The sequence below is a fragment of the Rhizobium leguminosarum genome, assembly GCF_001679785.1.
Classification (GTDB): Bacteria; Pseudomonadota; Alphaproteobacteria; order Rhizobiales; family Rhizobiaceae; genus Rhizobium; species Rhizobium leguminosarum_R.
The window spans coordinates 753,347-773,428 of record NZ_CP016287.1 but is presented as its reverse complement, the minus strand read 5'-3'; the positions used below and the strand labels follow the sequence as shown (position 1 = coordinate 773,428).

The window sequence follows — 20,082 nt, the reverse complement described above, 5'->3', positions numbered from 1 at the left end:
GCCGACCGTGCCCTAAAAATCGGCGACTTTGCCCCAGGCGGATGTCCCGAAGCGCTCGGGGTGGTAGGGCCTGGGATCGACGATCGGCTCATCGCCCGTGACGATATCGGCGATCAAATGGCCGGCGCCCGGCCCGATGCCGAAGCCGTGGCCGCTGAAGCCGGCAGCGACGATGAAACCCGGGAGGGTAGGGATTTCGCCGATCCCGGGCACGCCGTCAGGTGTGCTGTCGATGTACCCTGCCCAGGCCGCGCTGATATCGGTTTTCTTCAACGCGGGAAGAAGTTCGAGCGCCCGCGAATGCGTGAGGGCAATGGTGGCCTCGTTTACCGCCGGGTCGAGGATGCGCATGCGCTCCATCGGTGTCGGCCTGTCGAGCCGCCAGCGTGCCAGAGATTCATGCCCTGAGCGAAAGCCTTCCAGCCCGCCGGGTGCGAGACTGCGCCAGCGCCGGGCGAACATCGGCAGGAACTGTGGCGCGAAGCGGAATTGCTGGGGGGTCGGATCCACGCGGCCGCGGCCGCTGATCGCCAGCGTGTAGCCGCCATCGCGACGTCGCGTCACCGACACGGCGGATGTATGCAATGCATCCGGCAGGCCCTCGGCACCTGCCGATACGGAGAGGATTGACGAGCGGATCGAGGCTTGCGGAAATCGAATGCCGAGTTGGCGGCAGAAGGAGGAGGCCCAGGCGCCGCCGGCGAGGATGGCGATTTTCGTGCGGATCGTGCCATGCTCGGTGACGACGCCGGAGAGCCTTCCGCCTTCGACGTCAAGGCCGCGGGCCGCACAGGATTGATGCACCGTGCCGCCGAGCTTCAGGATCGCACGCGCGACGGCCGGCGCAGCGCTTGCCGGATCGGCGGTGCCGTCGGTCGGCGAAAACACCCCGCCTTTCCACGAGGTGCCGGTGGCACGCCCGCGTTCGGTTGCTTCTGCGGTGCTCAGCATATGCGTCGTGACGCCGACCGAGCGGGCGAAATCGCGCCAACGGGCCCAACCGGACAGTTCCTGGTCGCTATTGCTGAGATAGAAGAGGCCGCAACGACGGAAGCCGGTGTCCTCACCGGTCTCAGTGGCGAAGCGCTCCCACAGATCGAGGCTCTTCGTCGACATCGGCAATTCACGGGCGTCGCGGTTCTGCTGTCGGCACCAGCCCCAGTTGCGGCTCGATTGCTCGGCGCCGATCAGGCCCTTCTCGACGAGGGCGACCTTCAATCCGCGCCGGGTGAGATAATAGGCCGCGAAAACGCCGACGATGCCGCCGCCGATGACCACGACATCAGCGGTGGAAGGCAGTTCCGGCGTGGTGTCGACGCGATTGAGCGGTGCGGGCATGGGAGAGTCTCCGTTTTAACCGTAGTGTAGCGAATCTGACGCCACGGCTTTGCCGGAGATCGGTTGGTGGCAGCAGAAGATTCCGTGTTGGAAGGATCCCAGCAGCCGTTTGTGCTTCGGCCTGTCTCGCAACGCGATCGACAGGCCAACGCCATGTGCTAAGGTTGGTGTCGGGAACAAGCAGCATAATCTGCTGCGTCATTGGCGATCTCCAGCAAGTGAGGGCGTGTGAGATGAAACTCGACCGGATCGACGTAAAAATCCTTTACGAACTGCAGAAGAATGGCCGCGTCACGAATGTGGAACTCGCCGAACTGGTCAATCTGTCGCCGAGCCCCTGCCTGATGCGGGTGAAGAAGCTGCAGTCGGAGGGCTATATCGAAGGTTATTCGGCCCAGATCAACGTCAGCAAACTGGGGCAGACGCTGACTGTATTCACCGAGATCACCCTGAAGAACCATCGGCAGATCGACTTCGCCCGCTTCCTGGCGGCGATCGAAAAAGTCGACCAAGTGATCGAATGCCATCTGGTTTCGGGGGGCTACGATTATCTGCTGAAATTCGTCACCGCCGGGATCGACGAATACCAGACGATCATGGAGCGCCTCACCGATATGGACGTCGGCATCGACAAGTATTTCAGCTTCGTCGTGCTGAAATCGCCAATCATCAAAGCCCACATGCCGCTAACCACCTTGTTTCCGCATTAGTCGGCGAGAGGACCGCAGACGGAGCCCCGCTCAAACGCAAGATTTCGGGGTTCCAGACCGACCTCAGCCGTTGCCTTCCCCGATCCCATCGGTCCTAAGCAGATGCCGATTCTCTGTCGCAGGTTGTTCTCCCTATAACTATAAGTTCCATACTGGTTGGAAGGACTTGCGACAGAATTTCGGGCTTGCTTTCCAAAGCCTTGTTCGCTGCCACTTGCAGATCTCGTGCCGTGTAGCCCAGGCTTTTCAACACGACCTGACCGGGCGCGCGCCGTGTCTGGCAAGCGTGCAGGAGATCGGCACTCAGTGGCGGCAATAGGTCCGCACCAGTTCCGGATCCTGCTGGAGCCCGTCGAGCCAGGCCGGATCGAGGGTCGGCACCGATGAGAAGAGCAGCTGCGAATAGGGATGTTGCGGCGCCTTCACCGTCGATGAGGTGATCTCCTCGACCTTCCGGCCTCCATACATCACGACGATCTCATCGCAGATCGCCTCCACCACCGAGAGGTCGTGGCTGATGAAGATGTAGGAGAGGCCGAGTTCGCGTTGCAATTCCTTGAGCAGGTCGATGACCGCTGCGGCGACAACCGTGTCGAGCGCCGAGGTAATCTCGTCGCAGAGGATCAGCTTCGGATCGGCGGCGAGCGCCCTGGCGAAGTTGACGCGTTGCTTCTGCCCGCCCGAGAGTTCGCCCGGCCGGCGGTGGCGCAGATTGCGGGGCAGGCGCACCATGTCGAGCAGCTGATCGATCCGGGCGTTCCGCGCCTTTCGATCCATGCCGTGGTAAAAGACCAAAGGTCTGTCGAGGATGTCCTCGACCGATTTTGCCGGGTTGAGTGCGGTATCGGCATATTGGAAGACGATCTGCATCTCGCGCAACTCATCACGCGAACGCTTGCGCGCGTTGCGATGCAGTTCCGTGCCGTCGAAGGTGATCTTGCCGATCGCGGCCGGCAGGATGCCGGCGATGGTGCGGGCGAGCGTCGACTTGCCGCAACCGGATTCGCCGATGATGCCGAGATTGCGGCCTTTTTCCACCTTCAGGCTCACATGCTCGACCGCGCGAACGAGCGGCAGCCCGTCAGCCTGGCGCTGTCCATAGCCAGCGACGAGATCTTCGATCTTCAGAAGCGGAGCCGCCGCTTTCTCGACAGGGGCTGCTGCTGCGCGCAGTTTCGGCTCGAAGGCTGCAAGCAGCTCCCTGGTATAGGGGTGCTTGGCATTGTTGAGGATTTCGTCGGTGGTGCCGGTTTCCTGGGTTTCTCCGCCTTTCAAGACCACGATACGGTCGGCGATCTGCGCGACGACGGCAAGGTCGTGCGAGACATACACACCTGCTATGCCGCCCTTCTTCATGACCGATTTGAAAGCACGCAGCACTTCGATCTGGGTTGTGACGTCGAGCGCCGTCGTCGGCTCGTCGAAGATGACGAGGGTCGGGTCGCCGATCAGCGCCATCGCGGCCGCCAGACGCTGCAGCTGGCCGCCGGAAACCTGGTGCGGATAACGGCTGCCGATCGTCTCGGGGTTCGGCAGCGACAGCGCCCGGAAGAGCTCGACTGCCCGAGCACGCGCATCGTCCGGCGACATCAGCTGATGGATACGCGTGACTTCGATCACCTGATCCATGATCGATGTGGCCGGGTTGAAGGCGGCAGCCGCCGATTGCGGGACATAGGCGACTTCGGTGCCGCGCACCTTGGCGCGCTGCTTCTCGCTGAGCGTGACCATGTCCTTGCCGCCGACCGAAACGCTGCCGCCGGAGATACGACAGCCCGCACGGGTGTGGCCCATCAGGGTCAGGGCGATGGTAGTCTTGCCCGAGCCGCTCTCGCCGATCAGCGCGACGATCTCGCCCTCGGCAACATCGAGGCTGACACCCTTGATGATTTCGACACGACGGCCGGAGTCGGTGGTGGCATCGACCTTCAGGTCACGGATTTCGATGAAATTGCTCATGACACACTCCGGTCGCGGATTTTCTGCGGCAGGTTGTCGATCAGCAGGTTGACGCTGATCGTCAGGCTGGCGATGGCAAACGAGGGAAACATCACCGCCGGCGCACCGAATGGCAGGCCGCCGATATTCTCACGCACGAGCGCACCCCAATCGGCATAGGGCGGCTGGACGCCAAGGCCGAGGAAGGAAAGCCCGGAGAGGAGCAGAACGATGAAGACGAAGCGGATGCCGAGATCGGCAAGCACCGGTCCGACGATGTTGGGCAGGATTTCCGAGCGAATAAGATAGAGGGTGCTTTCCCCGCGGATGCGCGCGACCGTGATGAAATCCATCGCATTGATGTTGACAGCGAGCGCCCGGGCGAAACGGTAAGCGCCGGGGATGTAGATCACCGACAGCGTCATGATCAGCACCGGGACCGAGGAGCCGACGGCAGCGACGACCACCAGGCCGAACAGTTTGCTCGGGATGGAGTTGAGGGCGTCGAGGAAGCGGCTGAGGATCGTGTCCAGCCAGCCGCCGGCCACCGCTGCGATCATGCCGAGCACGACGCCGCTGAAGCATGCGATCGTTACCGCCGCCAGCGAGATACCGACCGTGTATCGCGCGCCCATCAGAATCCGCGAGAGCATGTCGCGGCCGAGATAATCGGAGCCGAGCCAGAGTTCCCGGCTCATCGGGCCGAAATAGTCGAGATCGATAATCTCGCCGACGGGGTAGGGAATAATCCATGGCGCGAAGATCGCGACGAGCGCCCATAAGAAGATGACGGTGAAGCCGATCGCGCCGACAATGTTGAAGCGATAGCCAAACCGGGTTCCGGACAGCCGGCCGGAGGTGGTTTCGGAACTGGTCATGGTCATCGGAGCCTCGGATTGGAAAGGATGGCGATGATATCCGCGATGGTGATCAACAGCAGGTAGCCCAGGCAGAAGATCATCGCGCAGCTCTGGATTAGCGGCAGATCGCGGGTGGCGACGGCATCCAGCATCAGCTTGGCGATACCGGGATAGTTGAAAATGGTCTCGACGATGATGACGCCTCCGAGCAGATAGGACAACGAAAGCGCGACGGCATTGACGATCGGACCCAGCGCATTGGGCAGCGCATGGCGAAAGACGATGCGCGGCCGGGAGGCGCCCTTGAGCAATGCCATTTCAACATAAGGTGTGTTGAGCGTCTCGATGACAGCCGCGCGCGTCATACGGATCATCTGGGCCGAGACGACGAAGGTGAGGGTGATCACCGGCATGGCATAGACACGCAACAGGTCGGCCAGACTGTGGACTTCATTGGCGAAGGACAGCGCCGGCAGCCATTTCAGATAGACGGCGAAGATGAGCGCCGCGGAGGTCGCGACCATGAACTCCGGCACGGAGATGACGCCGATGGTGATCACGGTGACGATCCGGTCGTAAAGCGTGCCGCGCAGCATTGCCGCAGTGATCCCGAGCGTCAGTGCGATCGGTACGGAGAAAAGCGCGGTGACACCGGCAAGTTTCAGCGTGTTGACGAAGCGGCCGGCGATGAGAGCGGCGATCGGCATTTCGTTGGCATAGGACGTGCCGAGGTCGCCTTGCAGTAGTCCGACTAACCAGCGCAGGAAACGAAAGAGCGCCGGTTCGTCGAGATGCATGGCCTTGCGCAGGCCTTCGACGGCTTCCGGCGTGGCGGCTTGGCCGAGCAGGATCGTCGCCGTATCTCCAGGCAACAGCGTTGTCGCAAAGAAGACGGCGAAGGAGACGATCACCAGGGTGATCACGGCGACGAACAATCTGCTCAGTACAAGGGATAAGACCTGGCGGTTCACGGGCGTCTTCCCTTTGCGTTCGAGTTAAGTTCCATCAATGCAGATGGAGGAACTGGGGCGCGGCTGCAGCCCCAGTCTCCTGCCTAATCAGGCTTCAAGCCAGACATACTCCGCAAAAGCGTATCCCATCTGGCCGCCTAGCGGGTTGGCTTCCAGGCCCTTGAGCTTGGCAGTCGTGGCATCGACGTTCGAGATATAGGCCGGAATGATAGTACCGGCTTCCTGGGCGACCATGCCCTGCATCTCGTTATAGATCGTCTTGCGCTTGTCTTGATCGAGAGAGCCGCGCGCCTCGATCAGCATCTTGTCGAACTTCTCCGACTTGTAGTGGCTTTCGTTCCACGGAGCGTCCGAGGTGTAGAGCAGCGAGAAGAGGATATCGGGGGTCGGCCGCGGGTTGATATTGCCGAAGTGGATCGGCGACTTGAGCCAGTAATTGTCCCAATAGCCATCAGATGGCACTCGCTGGACATCGAGCTTCATGCCGATTTCGGCGCCGGCCGCCTGGATGATCATGGCCATGTCGATCGACGAACTCGCCGCATCGGAAGCGATGATCGGGATGGATTGGCCAAGCACGCCGGCCTTTTCGAAGTGGAACTTCGCCTTCTCAGGATCGAAGGTCCGCGCTTTCAGCTCTGCGTCGTGATAGAAGTTCGCCGGTGAAACGGGCTGATCGTTGCCGACTTCACCGAGACCGCGCAGCGCCGATTTGACGATCTGTTCGCGATTGACGAGATACTTCATGCCCTCGATGAAGTCGCGCTTGTTGCCGGGCTCCATATCCAGTCGCATGTTGAGATTGGTATAGTTGCCGGACGTCGTCTTCGACAAGGTGAAGCCGTCGCCCTGGGCCTCGACGAGGCGCATAGAGCGCGGATTGATCGTGGCTGCGAGATGGATGTCGCCCGCAAGCAGTGCGTTTACACGGGCATTGTCGTCGCTGATCGCGAAATATTCGAAGGAATCGACGTTCGGGCCGGATTTCCAGTAGTTCTTGTTCTTGATCCCCACCGAGCGAACGCCCGGCTCGAAGACTTCCTTGACGAAAGCGCCGGTGCCGTTGGCCTTGGTGAAATCGGTCGTGCCGTCGGCGACGATCATGAAATGATGCATCGACAGGATGGTCGGCAGGTCGGCATTCGGGCTGGCGAGCGTGATCTCGACGGTTTGTTTGTCGACGGCCTTGAAGCCGGCCATCTGGGCGGCGATCTTGGCGACCTTCGAGCCGACGGATGGGTCGAGGTGGCGCTTCAGCGAGAAAACCACGTCGTCGGCGGTCAGCGGCTTGCCGTCATGGAAGGTAACGCCGTTCTTCAACTTGACCGTCCAGGTCTTCGCATCCTTGGACTCGATCGCTTCGGCGAGCTCCATCTGCGGCGTGCCTGATTTGTCGAGGAAGGTGAGGCGGTTATAGAAGGAGCAGCACCGGACATAGTCGGTGGATAGCGACGCCTTGGCTGGGTCGAGCGTATCGGCCGTCGAGGACGACCAGCCGGCCGCCTTAAGTGAGCCGCCGGAAACGGGCGTGGCGGCGAGCGCCTTGCCGGCGCGGCCAAGCACGAGCCCGCCGGCAGACAGGGCCACGCCGCCCGCAAGCATCATATGCAGCAATTCGCGGCGGGTAGCGCCACGACGGATGGCGCTTTCGACCATGGCGTCGTCGGAGCTGGTCCAATTGGTGATCTTGTCGTTCATCTCATTCCCCTTTTCTTCTGTGGCGGGCTGCCCGTTGCGGGCAGGCCCGATCTGCTTTCAAAGTCAGGCGCGCGCGGCGGCCACGGCATCGGCAAGGCCGGCCATGGAGGTGAAATGGTAATCGGGTTTGGTGAACTCGGCCGGTTCGATCGTGCCGCCGTAACCCTTCTCGGCATGTCGCCGCTCGATCCAGCAATTGGCCAGCCCGAGTTTCCTGGAAATCCCGATGTCGTGGTACTGGCTCTGGGCGACATGCAGGATGTCGTCCTTCGAATGTCCTTCCGAGGCGACGTAGTCGAATACCTTCTCGAAGAAGGCGGGATCGGGTTTCTCGGTCCCGGTATCATCCGCGGTGAAGGCGGCATAAAATGGATTGCCGAGCTCTTTCTCGAAGAAATCGAATGCCCAGCGGCGGGCATTGGTCATTGCAACAAGGCGGTAATCCTTCGCAAGACTTGCCAGCGCTGCGGCGCTGTCTGCAAAACCCTTCCAGCTCTTCGCCGAATCCCGCAGCCGTTCGCCATATTTTTGCTCAGTGGGCAGGCCGAGCTTCGGCGCGATCGCCAGGTAGACGCGCACGAGGTCGTCGGGAAAGAGGTCGGCATGCTCGGAATAGCGAGCTGCCCGATAGAGGCCGAGCGCCTGCTCGCCGTCGATTTCAGTCCCTGCCTCGGCCGCGATCTCGGCGAGGCAGGTCTTGAGGCCGCCCTCGAAGTCGATAAGCGTGCCGACGACGTCGAAGGTCATGTATTTGAATTCCGAAAGGCTCTTGCTCACGTGAATTCCCCAGTGTTCGGCTCCGATGGGAGCTCGGCTTCTCGAAGAAGAAAATTCTGTTCCGCTGGCGGGGTCATTGTCCCGCTCTTGTATGGGAAGGCCCGCATCTGCAGGGATCCAGGCCTTTCGTTGACTTCAGTTTGTCACCTGCACTGCGCCGGATTCGCCGAATAGACACCATGAGGCGGCACAAAATACCGAATCTGACGGTTTCCCGATATTCTCAGGCCTGCAGCGCCCGACGCACATCCGGGTCCTCCAGCGTCTCGTCCAGCGTAGTGCGGGTGCGCTCGATGATCGCGTCTATCTCCGTTTCGGTGCAGCAGAGCGGCGGCGCATAGCCGAGCACACCATTGCCGAAGGCGCGGATGACGAGGCCGTTTTCCCATGCGCGATCGAAGATGCGGCGGGCGGGTTCGGCATATGCCGGCAACGGCGTTTTGTTCGCCTTGTCGACTACCAGCTCGATGGCGGCCAGCATGCCGCGGCCACGGACATCGCCGACGAGCGGATGATCCCTCAGCGACTCCAGGCCCTGCATCAGCCGCGCGCCGGCCCTGACGCCGTTTTCGAGAAGGCCGTTTTCGTAGAGCTTCAGGACTTCGAGGCCGACCGCGGCGCTGACGGGATGGGCCGAATAGGTATAGCCATGGCCGACGGCGGCAGCGCCCGCGCCCTCGGCAATCGTTTGATAGACGTGATCGGCCATCAAGACGGCGCCCATGGGGACGTAGCCGGAGGTGAGGCCCTTGGCGGTGGTCATGAAATCGGGAACAACGTCATCCTCGCTGCAGGCAAAAAGCGGGCCGGTGCGGCCAAAGCCTGTGATCACTTCGTCCGCGACGAATAGGATGTCGTGCGCGCGGCAGAATTCGCGCATGGCTTTCATCCAGCCTTTCGGCGGCACCAGAACGCCGCCCGAGCCCTGGATCGGCTCGACGTAGAAAGCGGCAACGCGTTCCGGCCCGATCGCCTCGACCTTGCTTTTCAGCGCCGCAAGCGAGGCGTCGATGATCGCCTGCGGATTGTCGCCCACCGGGTTGCGATAGGCGTAGTGAGACGGAATCTTATGCTGCCAATCGAATGGAACGCCGAAGCCGGCATGGAAGGCAGGTAGCGCGGTCAGACCCGCGCCGACCGTCGAGGAACCATGATAGCCCTGTTCGACGGAGATGAACTGATCGCGTTGAGGCTGTCCACGGGCATGCCAATAGTAGCGGATGAAGCGGATCGTGCTGTCCACCGCATCGGAGCCGCCGAGCGTGAAATAGACGTGGTTGAGATCGCCCGGTGCGCGGTCGACGAGTTCGCCGGCAAGCCGGATCGCGGGCTCTGAGCCGAGGCCGAAATAGGCCGTCGCATAGGGAAGCTCGCGCATCTGCCGGGCCGCCGCTTCGACGATGCTCTCGTGGCCGTAACCGGCATTGACGCACCAGAGTCCGGCGAAGCCGTCGATCAGCTGCTTGCCGGAGGCGTCGGTGACCGTCGCGCCCTTGGCCGAGGCCAGCACGCGCACGCCAAGCTTTTCATGGCCTCGATAGGAGGCGACAGGATGAATGAGGTGGGCGCGATCGAGTTCGATGAGAGAATTGCTGTACATGGAGATCTCCGGATCAGCCGAGTGCCTGGCTGGCGAGGGCAAAGGTGGTGACGGCCGGGTCGGCGGCGTGGTGGACGAAGGGCTTTTTCATGGTGAGTCCGCCGCCGACATGGGCGAGCCCGTGTTCGGCGAGCCACGGGGAAAGCCCGGTCTCGGCCGTGGTGTCGACCCTGAGGAACCGTCCGGGCCGTCTGGCGATGAAATGTTCGATGAGTTTCCTGGCCTCGCCGACGTCGGCGGCCACCACGGGTCCGATCACTTCGCCGCGGCCGAAGGGGCGCAGGCAAGCGAAGCCCGAAACGTGGCCGTCTCGGCGAAGGACGGCGAATGCGCCGATCCCGGCCAAATAAGAGAGCAGCCCTTCGCGATCGGCGCCGAAGGCACGGCGATCGAGTGCCGCGATAGCCGGGAGGTCGGCGTCTGTAGCCGCTTGCGTTTCCGCCGACGCGGCGATGTCTCCGGCAAGGCCCTGATGTTGTGCCACGGTTCCCGTCTCGTGGAAGCCAAGCTTCTGGTAGAGCGGCAGGCCTGCCGTCGTCGCCACCAGCCTCAGCGGCCGGTCTCCGGCGGCCAGCAATGCGGCGTCCATTAGCTTGCGGCCGAGACCCCTGCCGCGCATCGTCTCGTCGACGATGACCATGTTGATGGTCGCACAATCTCCCTTGTAAGGCGTGACGAGGACGGTGCCGACGACCCTGCCGTCCTCGACCGCAACCATCCCTTCGCTCAAGGCGAGCGCCAGCTGCCAGTCTTCCGTCCGATGCGGCCAGCCGGCCTGTCTTGAGAGCGCGACGGCGGCTTCCAGATGGTTGGGGCCGAACGGGACGATTTCGATCTGACTTGCTTGCATGGGGGCGTCCTTCATATCGTGCCCGCCAGTCTGGCGGAGCGCCGGCGGGCAGATCGTCTGAAGGCCATGGTTCAGGCAGTATCTTATGGCTTTGCTGTCATCGGCCACCGCATCTTATGCTAGAACCGATCGATATCCATCGGATCCATGCCCTGTCAGTGCATCATCGCCAGCGCTGCCGTAAAGAAATCTTCGCCTCCGAAGTTTCCTGATTTCAACGCCAGAAGCATATCGCCCTGGGCATTGCCGACCGTGCGCAGCACCGGCACGCCGGGCGCAATCTCCGGGCCGATCAGAAATGCCGGAATGGCGAGCCTGTCGACCGCCGCGCCCGAGGTTTCGCCGCCTGCGACCACAAGGCGGCGCACGCCTCTCTCCACCAGTTCGGCGGCGATGATCGACGTCGCGGTCTCGATCGCATGGCCGGACGCCTCTCGTCCGTATAGTGATTGCAGCCGGGACACGGTTTCAGGCGCAGCACTCGCGGCGACCACGACGGGGCCGGCGAAGATGCGGTCTCCGGCCCAGGAGATCGCCGCGGCGATCTCATCGGGACCAGCAAGCAGCCGCTCCGGGTCGAGCCGCAGGACGGGTATCGACCGTTCGGCGACGTCGAGCTGACGGAGCGTCGCCTTGGAGCAACTGCCGGCAACGATCGCGGAAAGTCCGCCCACCGGGCGAATGGCGTCCGCCGTCGTTGCACCGCCGGAGGATATCCGACCGGAGCGGACGAGCGCGCGGGCAAGGCCGAGGCCGAGGCCGGACGCACCGGTGGACACCGGCGTTTCCAACGCGACCTCGCCGAGCGTTTCAAGATCACGTTCGAAAATCGCGTCGGCGATAACAGCAGTGACGCCTGCGGTGCGAAAGGAATCGAGCCTCATTTTGACGGCGCCGGGTCCGGCGGCGATGGTCGTCAGATCGATCAATCCGACAGCATTGCACAACTGGCGGGTCAGAACCCGCACGAGATTGGCGTCATGCATCGGATTGAGGGGGTGGTCCTTGAGCGGGCTTTCGTTCAAAGGCTGTCCGCCGACGAAGAGATGGCCAAGATAGACGGTGCGTCCCGTTTCCGGAAAGGCGGGCGTTACCAGTACGATGCCGCCGCCGGCAACATCGCTCAAGGCCTCGGTGACCGGACCGATATTGCCGGCATCGGTGGAATCGAAGGTCGAGCAGATCTTGTAAAGCACATGGCCGGCACCGCGCTGGCGCAGCCATCGCTCAGCGCTCGCCGCCGCCGCGACGGCGTCCGAGGCCGGGACGGAGCGGATCTTCAGGGAAACGACCACGGCGTCGACTTCCGGCAGCGCGAGCGACGGATCAGGGATGCCGACCGTCTGCACCGTGCGCAGACCGTTCTTCGTCAGCGTGTTGGCGAGGTCGGAGGCGCCCGTATAGTCGTCAGCGATTGATCCGAGCAAAATAGCCATCGTCTAGCTCCGTGCAAAAGGTTTGAACCAGCCAAGACCGTCCAGTGTGTGGCCGCGCGGGATGTATTCGCAGCCGATGAAACCGTCGTAACCTAGGCGATCGATTTCGCCGAACAGGTAGGGATAGTTCAATTCCTCCCCATCCGGCTCGTTGCGGGACGGCACGCTGGCGATCTGGATGTGGCCGGCAATCGGCAGCAGGTGTCGCAACGCGATAGTGACGTCGCCGTGGATGATCTGGCGGTGATAGATGTCGAACTGGAGCTTCAGGTTCGGCAGACCGCATTCGGCGATCAGCCGCTCGGCGGCGGCGAAGTCGTTGAGGAAATATCCAGGCATGTTTCGGCCGTTGATCGGCTCGAGCAGCAGATCGATGCCCTTTTCCGCAAGCCGCCCGGCAGCATAGGTGACGGAGCGCCGATAAGCGGAGGAGGCGTCTTCGTCATGACGGTCGGCGATGCCTGCCATCAGGTGCAACCGTCTGACGCCCGATGCCGCCGCATAGTCCAGTGCCTGCTCGACATTCGCTTTCAGCGCATCGAACCGTCCGGGAAGAGCGGCGATGCCACGTTCGCCTGCTGCCCAGTCGCCCGGCGGCAGGTTGAACAAGGCCTGCTGCAGATTGTTGCGGGCAAGCCGTTCGGCGATCGCCTCGGGTGTGGCTTCGTAGGGAAAGAGGTATTCGACGGCGGCAAAGCCGGCATCGGCTGCGGCGTCGAAGCGGTCGAGGAACGCCCATTCGTTGAACATCATCGTCAGGTTGGCGGCGAAAACCGGCATGTCTAGCGTTCCTTCTACAGGCTCTGCGGCTCTTTGGTGGAGCTGGGCAATTCAGCGCCGGAAAGCCTGGCATAGAGCCGCGCGAGCGAGGAATCGTCGTCACGGCCCATGCCCGCTCCGGAGGCGGCCAGATACATCTGCAAGGCGGCTGCCGCGAGCGGTACGGGATAACGCTCGGAGCGGGCCATGTCTTGGACGATACCGAGATCCTTGACGAAAATCTCGATGCTGCTGAGCGGAGTATAGTCTCCGGCCAGCACATGCGGCACGCGGTTTTCGAACATCCAGGAATTGCCGGCCGATGCCGTGATCACCTCATAGACCTTGTCGAGGTCGAGGCCCTGCTTGGCGGCAAAGGTTATGGCCTCACAGGCGGCCGCGATGTGCACACCGGCGAGAAGCTGGTTGATCATCTTGAAGGCCGCGCCTTTTCCGGCCTCGTCGCCAAGCTCGTAGACCTTGGCGGCCATGGCGTCGAGACCCGGGCGCGCCGTATCGAAGGCCTGTCCGGAGCCGGATGCCATGATCGTCAGTTCGCCACGTGCCGCCTTGGCCGCGCCGCCCGAAATCGGCGCGTCGAGGTAATGCAGGCCGAGAGCCTCCACCCGCCCGGCCAGATCGCGCGCGACGGCGGGATCCATGGTGGCCGACGAGATGAAGACGGCGCCGGGCTTCATCGTGCTCGCGACGCCTTGAGGCCCGAACAGCACGGCCTCGGTCTGCGCGCCGTTGACGACCACGGAGACGACGATGTCGGCATCCTTTGCCGCAGCGGCGGGGGTCGCCGCGCCACGTCCGCCCTCGGCGACGAAGCGGTCCACCGCCGCCGGCGTGATGTCATATCCAACGACGTCGAGACCGGCGCGCTTCATCGACCGGGCCATCCCAAGCCCCATCGAACCAAGACCGATGACGGCTGCGATAATGTCGGGACCTGAGTTTTCAGCAAGGGGTGACATAAGGAGCTTCTCCAGTCTTGTGAGAGAGGTCTGCGCCCCTCCGGGTATCATCCCGGAGGGGCTGTAGCTCAGCGATTGACGCTTTTCGCCGGAACCGTCAACACGGCCAGCGAACCAATGATTAACGCAGCCGCCAGCAGATACATGCCGGCGCTGTTGGTGCCGGTGAAGTCTTTGAGATAGCCTACCAGAAACGGCCCGAGAAACCCGGCGAGATTACCGACCGAGTTGATCCAGGCAATGCCGGCCGCAGCGCCCGTGCCGGCGAGAAAAGCCGTCGGAAGCGACCAGAACAGCGGCGCGCAGCTGATGGCGCCGGCGGCAGCCAGCGAGAGGCAGACAATCGAGACCGTCGTGCTCGTCGCCATGGTCGCCGCGACGAAACCACCGGCGGCGATGAAGGCCGGGACGACGAGGTGCCAGCGGCGTTCGCGCAGCCTGTCGGCGGAACGTCCGAGCGCCAGCATGACGACGAATGTGCAGATATAGGGGATCGCGGAAATCAGGCCGATATTGAGATTTCCGTTGACGCCCGAGGCCTTGACGATGGTCGGCATCCAGAAATTCAGGCCATATTGCCCGAGCACGAAGCAGAAATAGATCAGGCACATCAGCCAGACGCGGCGGTCGGTCAGCGTTGCGCCGATGCTGTGCGGGCTTGCTGTCTTGGCCCGGTTCTCCGCCTCGATATTGGCCGTCAGCACGCGTTTTTCCTCATCGCTCAGCCATTTCGCGCCCTGGATCGTATCATCAAGGTAGAAGAACGTCGCAACGCCGAAAAGAATAGCCGGAATGGCTTCGATCAGGAACATCCACTGCCAGCCGGAAAGTCCGTGCGTGCCGTGGAAACTGTCCATCAGGAGACCCGAAAGCGGATTGCCGAAAATGGCGGATATCGGGATCGCCGACATGAAGGTGGTGATGATCCTGGCGCGGCGATGGGCTGGATACCAAGCGGTCAGATAAAGAATGATGCCGGGAAAAAATCCGGCTTCGGCAACGCCCAGCAGGAAACGCAGGACATAGAAGACGGTTTCCGACGAGGTGAACATGAAGGCGGCGGAAATGATGCCCCAGGTGACCATGATGCGGGCGATCCACACCCGCGCGCCAACCTTGTTCATGATGATGTTGCTCGGCACTTCAAACAGAAAATAGCCGATGAAGAAAATGCCTGCGCCGATGCCATAGGCGGCTTCCGAGAGGCCGAGTTCGCTCGACATCTGCAGCTTGGCGAAGCCGACATTGACGCGGTCGAGATAGGCGACCACGTAGCACAGCATCAAAAAGGGTACGATGCGCCAGAATACCTTGCCATAAGCACGGTCTTCGAGCGTCTGGGCGGGATGTGCGCCAACAACTGGCGCTTGCGTCTGCAGCGTCATGATTTTCTCCTCCGATTGTTGCCGCGGTCTCCTTGAGATCCTGCCGCGGCACGCCATGCCGTTTTCTGGCAGCGCTGCCATTCTCATTAATCCATTTTGGCAGCGCTGCCAACGGCAAATTGGTAGCGCTGCCAAAAAAACCTTGCTTCTTGGCGGGAGCGGTGAAAAATGGGGGCAGAGCGGTGGTCATCGGGCGGGCAGGCCGGGCAACCACCTCAACAGTCGGGTTCAAACGTAACGATGGAATTCAAACATCAGGCGACGGTGACGCTTGCCGAGGTCGCGGAAGCGGCCGGTGTTGGCGAGAGCACGGTGTCGCGCGTACTGCGCAACCACGGTTCGTTTTCCGGCAAGACGCGCGAGCGGGTAATGGTCGCCGTCGAGCGGCTGGGCTATGTGCCGAACCGGATCGCGGGAACGCTCGCCTCCACCGGTTCGCGTCTTGTCGCCTTCGTCATTCCCTCGCTGTCCAACATCGTCTTTCCCGATGTGCTGCGCGGTGCCAGTGCCGTTCTGGAAGAAAACCGGTATCAGGCGGTATTCTCGGTGACCGATTATGATCCGGGCAAGGAGGAAGCGCTCGCAGCCGCGATGCTTGCCTGGCGGCCGGCGGCGGTCATGCTGGCGGGATGCGAGCATACCGAGGGCACGGTGAAGATGCTGCGCGCCAGCGGGTGCCGGGTCGTCGAACTGCTCGATCTGGACGGCGATGCTCTCGATATCGCGGTCGGTTTCTCGAACCGCGCGGCCGGGCGGGAGAGCGCTGCCTTCCTGCTGAAGCGGGGGTATCGCCGGATCGGCTATGTCGGCCACGACCTGAACCGCGATACCCGTGCCGGCAAGCGGTTTTCCAGCTTTTGCGAAACGCTCGCTGCGCATGACGCCCCGCTCGTCGCCCGCGAAATTCTCCCAGGCGCTTCGTCCGTGGAAAATGGCAGGCTGGGGCTGGAGCGGCTGCTTGCCCGGACGAGCGATCTCGATGCGGTTTATTTTTCCAACGACGACATGGCGCTGGGCGGCTATTTTCATTGTCTGGCCGAGGGGATAGCGATTCCCTCGAAGCTCGCCATTTTTGGCTATAACGGCCTCGATATCGGCCGGGCAACCCCGCAACCGCTGTCGACCATCCGAACGCCGCGTGTGGCGACGGGGCAGATAGCCGCGCAGTTGGTCGTCACTAATGCGCCGCCGCAGGCCGTCGATCTCGGCTTTGAATTGATCGAAGGGGCAACCGCGTAATATTGGAGGAACTGTCATGTCCGACGCGCGCCTGCGTGAGGAAATCTGCCGATACGGCCGCTCGCTGTTCGAACGCGGGCTGACGCCCGGTTCGTCGGGCAACATATCGCTGCGGCTGGAGGACGGCGGCTGGCTGGTCACGCCGACCAACGCCTCGCTCGGTTTCCTCGACCCGGCACGGATCTCCAGGCTCGATGCCGAAGGCCGGCTCCTGTCCGGCGACAAGCCGACCAAGGAGATCCCGCTGCACACTGCCCTCTATGATACGCGCGGCAGCGCCCGCGCCATCGTCCATCTTCATTCCACCCACGCGGTGGCACTGACCATGCTGCCGGAGATCGATCCGCGCGCCGCCCTGCCGCCGATGACGCCATATTATCTGATGCGCGCCGGCGAAACCGCGCTGGTGCCCTATTATCGTCCCGGCGATCCGGCGGTGGCCGACGCGATCCGCGGACTGGCGGGCAAATATTCGTCAGTGCTTCTGGCCAATCACGGACCTGTTGTTGCCGGCGACAGCCTGGAGGCGGCGGTCTTTGCGACCGAGGAACTGGAGGAAACGGCGAAGCTCTATCTGCTGTTGCGCAACCTCAATCCCCGTTTCCTCAGCCCGGCGCAGGTGGCCGATCTCGTCAACACCTTCGGCCTCGACCTCCCGTCGCATCACGATCATGATCACGACGGCGATTGAATGAGTCACTCCGCCGCCCGTTGACCGCGGGCAGGCGCGCAACCTTCTGCCAAACCCTGCTTTCGATACGATAGATTCTGCTTCCGATGGCGGCAATTCAGGCGAGCTGTGGGTGAAGCGGTGCCTATGATTGTGACACGTCCCCAGTTCCGATCGCTCAAGGATACTCAAATGACGACGTTCCGTCCGAAATACATCACCTTCGACTGCTACGGCACGCTGACCAACTTTCAGATGGCGGAGGCGGCACGCGATCTCTACGGCGAAGAGCTCGACGAGCCACGCATGGCGGAGTTCATCAAGAATTTCGCCGCCTATCGGCTCGACGAGATCATGGGTGACTGGAAACCCTATGCCGAGGTGGTGCACAATTCACTCGAGCGCACGTGCAAACGCAACGGCGTGACATTTCGCGACGAAGCCGCCCGGATGGTCTATGAGCGGGTTCCGACCTGGGGGCCGCATTCAGATGTCCCGGCCGGTCTCGCCAAGGTCGCCAAGGAAATCCCCTTGGTCATCCTCTCCAACGCCATGAATTCGCAGATCATGTCGAACGTCGAAAAACTGGGCGCGCCCTTCCATGCGGTCTATACCGCCGAGCAGGCGCAGTCCTATAAGCCACGCTTCAAGGGCTTTGAATATATGCTCGATATGCTGGGTTGCGGACCGGAAGACGTGCTGCATTGCTCGTCCTCCTTCCGCTACGACCTGATGTCGGCCCACGATCTCGGCATCAAGAACAAGGTTTGGGTCAATCGTGGCCACGAGCCGGCCAACCCCTATTACGGCTATGTCGAAATTCCTGACATCTCGGGCCTGCCTGGCGTCGTCGGGCTCTGACGGAGACGCGCGGATGCAATTCGAATCCTACTGGCACAACACGGCACCAGCCTTTGCCGGCGGCGCTCAGGGCCCCGTCGAAGGACATTATGACGTCGCCGTCATCGGCGCCGGCTTCACCGGGCTTGCCGCTGCGCGCCAGCTTGCGAAAACGGGCGTCAAGGTCGTCGTGCTGGAAGCCGAAAGGGTCGGCTGGGGGGCATCGGGGCGCAATGGCGGCCACCTCAACAACGGGCTCGCCCACAGTTTCCTGTCCGCCAAATCAGCACTCGGCGTGGAGCGGGCCGTCGCCCTCTACAAGGCGTTCGACGATTCCATCGACACGATCGAGGCGATTATCGCCGAAGAGGGGATCGACTGCAATTTCCGCCGCGCCGGAAAGCTAAAGCTTGCCTCCAAGCCGCAGCATTTCGATGCCCTTGCCCGCAATTTCGAGGCTGTTCACAGAGAGGTCGATCCGGACACGGCGCTTCTGACGGCGAGTGACCTGAAAAGCGAGGTCGGCTCGCCTTTTCATGGCGCCATGCTCTCGAAGAGGAGTGCAATGATGCATATGGGCCGTTATGTCGCCGGGCTCGCTACAGCGGCCGCCCGTCGTGGCGCCGTCATCTTTGAAAGCGCGGCGGTGACCGCGCACCGGCAGGGCAACGGTCGCCACAGCCTTGAGACCGCACGCGGCACCGTCACCGCAGACCACGTCCTGGTCGCGACAGGCGCCTATACGCCGCCGCTCTTTAATTATTTCCGCCGCCGGATCATTTCCGTCGGCAGCTTTCTGATCGCGACCCGTCCGCTGACCGACGCCGAAATCGCCGCTACGATGCCGGGCAACCGCACCTGTGTCACGTCGATGAACATCGGCAACTATTTCCGGCTGTCGCCCGACAAGCGGCTGATTTTCGGCGGTCGCGCCCGGTTTTCCGCCACATCGGATCAGCGCTCGGACGCAAGGAGCGGCGACATTCTCCGCGCCAGCCTGGCTGAAATCTTCCCGCAGCTTGCCGGCGTCGAGATCGACTATTGCTGGGGCGGGCTCGTCGACATGACGAAGGACCGCTATCCGCGTGCCGGCTATGTCGATGGTGTCTGGTATGCCATGGGTTACTCCGGCCACGGCGCCCAGCTCTCCACCCATCTCGGCATGATCATGGCCGACGCCATCCTCGGCAAGGCCGACCGTAATCCGATCAAGGGGCTCGAATGGCCGGCCGTTCCCGGCCATTTCGGAAAGCCGTGGTTCCTGCCGCTCGTCGGGCTCTATTACAAGACCCTCGATCGCTTCCAGTAACGGACCGGATCAGTCCGATTGCAGCCGAAACGGCTCGATGGGGGCAGGATTGAGATGAGCACCTGCGCGGAGTTCAACTATCTGGCCTCGCTGACTGGATAGATCCTGAGAATCCCAAGGCGGTTATCAGTCGTGATCGCTGCAATACCCGCTTCATATGCGGCGCGGACGATTGCCTCATGCAATTGCTCGGGTTCGCTCTCTCCGGTAAGGACCTCCAAACAGATTCTCACCGCCGTGAGAAATTCCTCACCATCGTCGGTGGGCCATTCCTTCAGCAACAGTTGGGCAGCCTCGTGAGCGGTACGGATCACCTTGCGATCTTTCCCTTCGGCAAAAACAAGAATTATCGTTGGGAACTTTCTCACCATATCGAATCTCATTGCCCCTGAACTCCGCGGGACGGCCAGTGCCAATGCCGGGCCATGGTTCGGACCGAGATTGGCCGCACATGCTCGTCAACCATCTTCCGCGTCATCTCGACAATCACGTGCCTATCCTCCGGTTGGTGGGAAGGAGGAGTTCGCTAGATTGGCTTTTAGCTCGCGGGCTGCCGCCTCAAGGAGTCGCTTGAATTCTTCGGAGGTCACGCCATCCGCGCGCATGACGATAGCGATTAGTGGATCACGAAGAGCTTCGGTTATCGTCAGCTCATCGTTCTTTCCGGCAGTTGCGCCAACGGGGCAACAATATTCCGAGGAAAATAGCGCGATCATGGACAT

19 protein-coding genes are annotated in these 20,082 nt (G+C 62.2%); 5 read left to right on the top strand and 14 right to left on the bottom strand.

Annotated elements, in window-relative coordinates; genetic code table 11:
- Nucleotides 1–12 precede the first annotated feature (12 nt).
- Nucleotides 13–1,338, bottom strand: a complete 1,326-nt coding sequence (locus tag BA011_RS28055) for an NAD(P)/FAD-dependent oxidoreductase (RefSeq protein ID WP_065283216.1) — start codon at nt 1,336–1,338, stop codon at nt 13–15.
- Nucleotides 1,339–1,571: 233 nt separating this feature from the next.
- On the opposite strand from BA011_RS28055, the gene BA011_RS28050 reads away from it, so the two are divergent.
- Nucleotides 1,572–2,048 carry an Lrp/AsnC family transcriptional regulator gene (locus BA011_RS28050; protein ID WP_003549758.1) on the top strand — a complete coding sequence of 159 codons (477 nt, stop codon included), beginning with the start codon at nt 1,572–1,574 and terminating at the stop codon, nt 2,046–2,048.
- Nucleotides 2,049–2,351: 303 nt separating this feature from the next.
- Here BA011_RS28050 and BA011_RS28045 read toward each other — a convergent pair whose 3' ends face one another.
- The 11 genes from BA011_RS28045 to BA011_RS27995 all read right to left on the bottom strand — a co-directional run bounded on the left by BA011_RS28045 (nt 2,352) and on the right by BA011_RS27995 (nt 15,302).
- The gene (locus BA011_RS28045; RefSeq protein WP_065283215.1) at nt 2,352–4,007 is read right to left on the bottom strand and encodes an ABC transporter ATP-binding protein; all 1,656 of its coding nucleotides are present in this window, start codon (nt 4,005–4,007) and stop codon (nt 2,352–2,354) included.
- Nucleotides 4,004–4,870, bottom strand: coding sequence for an ABC transporter permease (locus BA011_RS28040; protein WP_065283214.1), 867 nt, complete (start codon nt 4,868–4,870; stop codon nt 4,004–4,006). The genes BA011_RS28045 and BA011_RS28040 overlap by 4 nt, the downstream gene beginning before the upstream one ends.
- Nucleotides 4,867–5,817, bottom strand: a complete 951-nt coding sequence (locus BA011_RS28035; RefSeq protein ID WP_065283213.1) for an ABC transporter permease — start codon at nt 5,815–5,817, stop codon at nt 4,867–4,869. Before BA011_RS28035 ends, BA011_RS28040 begins: the two co-directional genes overlap by 4 nt.
- Before the next feature lie 87 nt (nt 5,818–5,904).
- Nucleotides 5,905–7,515: an ABC transporter substrate-binding protein gene (locus tag BA011_RS28030; RefSeq protein WP_065283212.1), complete on the bottom strand. Its 1,611-nt coding sequence runs from the start codon at nt 7,513–7,515 to the stop codon at nt 5,905–5,907.
- 63 nt (nt 7,516–7,578) lie between these two features.
- Nucleotides 7,579–8,292, bottom strand: a complete 714-nt coding sequence (locus tag BA011_RS28025; RefSeq protein WP_065283211.1) for an HAD-IA family hydrolase — start codon at nt 8,290–8,292, stop codon at nt 7,579–7,581.
- A 223-nt stretch (nt 8,293–8,515) separates the two neighbouring features.
- Complete coding sequence (locus BA011_RS28020; RefSeq protein WP_065283210.1) at nt 8,516–9,892, bottom strand: aspartate aminotransferase family protein; 1,377 nt, start codon at nt 9,890–9,892, stop codon at nt 8,516–8,518.
- Between the two features lie 13 nt (nt 9,893–9,905).
- Nucleotides 9,906–10,742: a GNAT family N-acetyltransferase gene (locus tag BA011_RS28015; protein ID WP_065283552.1), complete on the bottom strand. Its 837-nt coding sequence runs from the start codon at nt 10,740–10,742 to the stop codon at nt 9,906–9,908.
- A gap of 155 nt (nt 10,743–10,897) precedes the next feature.
- Nucleotides 10,898–12,178 carry a 3-oxo-tetronate kinase gene (gene otnK / locus BA011_RS28010; protein ID WP_065283209.1) on the bottom strand — a complete coding sequence of 427 codons (1,281 nt, stop codon included), beginning with the start codon at nt 12,176–12,178 and terminating at the stop codon, nt 10,898–10,900.
- A 3-nt stretch (nt 12,179–12,181) separates the two neighbouring features.
- Nucleotides 12,182–12,958, bottom strand: a complete 777-nt coding sequence (gene otnI, locus BA011_RS28005) for a 2-oxo-tetronate isomerase (RefSeq protein ID WP_065283208.1) — start codon at nt 12,956–12,958, stop codon at nt 12,182–12,184.
- A 14-nt stretch (nt 12,959–12,972) separates the two neighbouring features.
- Nucleotides 12,973–13,917, bottom strand: coding sequence for an L-threonate dehydrogenase (gene ltnD / locus BA011_RS28000; RefSeq protein ID WP_065283207.1), 945 nt, complete (start codon nt 13,915–13,917; stop codon nt 12,973–12,975).
- A 68-nt stretch (nt 13,918–13,985) separates the two neighbouring features.
- Nucleotides 13,986–15,302, bottom strand: a complete 1,317-nt coding sequence (locus BA011_RS27995; protein ID WP_065283206.1) for an MFS transporter — start codon at nt 15,300–15,302, stop codon at nt 13,986–13,988.
- Between the two features lie 240 nt (nt 15,303–15,542).
- Here BA011_RS27995 and BA011_RS27990 point away from each other — a divergent pair, with 240 nt between their 5' ends.
- The 4 genes from BA011_RS27990 to BA011_RS27975 all read left to right on the top strand — a co-directional run bounded on the left by BA011_RS27990 (nt 15,543) and on the right by BA011_RS27975 (nt 19,360).
- On the top strand, nt 15,543–16,541 hold the full coding sequence (locus BA011_RS27990) for a LacI family DNA-binding transcriptional regulator (protein WP_065283205.1): 999 nt from the start codon (nt 15,543–15,545) through the stop codon (nt 16,539–16,541).
- 16 nt (nt 16,542–16,557) lie between these two features.
- Nucleotides 16,558–17,232: an aldolase gene (locus tag BA011_RS27985; RefSeq protein ID WP_017956779.1), complete on the top strand. Its 675-nt coding sequence runs from the start codon at nt 16,558–16,560 to the stop codon at nt 17,230–17,232.
- A gap of 171 nt (nt 17,233–17,403) precedes the next feature.
- Complete coding sequence (locus tag BA011_RS27980; RefSeq protein ID WP_003562909.1) at nt 17,404–18,072, top strand: haloacid dehalogenase type II; 669 nt, start codon at nt 17,404–17,406, stop codon at nt 18,070–18,072.
- 13 nt (nt 18,073–18,085) lie between these two features.
- Nucleotides 18,086–19,360 carry an NAD(P)/FAD-dependent oxidoreductase gene (locus BA011_RS27975; RefSeq protein WP_065283204.1) on the top strand — a complete coding sequence of 425 codons (1,275 nt, stop codon included), beginning with the start codon at nt 18,086–18,088 and terminating at the stop codon, nt 19,358–19,360.
- A 77-nt stretch (nt 19,361–19,437) separates the two neighbouring features.
- Here BA011_RS27975 and BA011_RS27970 read toward each other — a convergent pair whose 3' ends face one another.
- Both BA011_RS27970 and BA011_RS46350 read right to left on the bottom strand, forming a co-directional pair.
- Nucleotides 19,438–19,743 (bottom strand): DUF982 domain-containing protein, encoded by a 306-nt coding sequence (locus BA011_RS27970; RefSeq protein ID WP_003549782.1) that lies wholly within the window; start codon nt 19,741–19,743, stop codon nt 19,438–19,440.
- Between the two features lie 111 nt (nt 19,744–19,854).
- Nucleotides 19,855–20,076: a hypothetical protein gene (locus BA011_RS46350; protein WP_003549783.1), complete on the bottom strand. Its 222-nt coding sequence runs from the start codon at nt 20,074–20,076 to the stop codon at nt 19,855–19,857.
- Nucleotides 20,077–20,082: the final 6 nt, after the last annotated feature.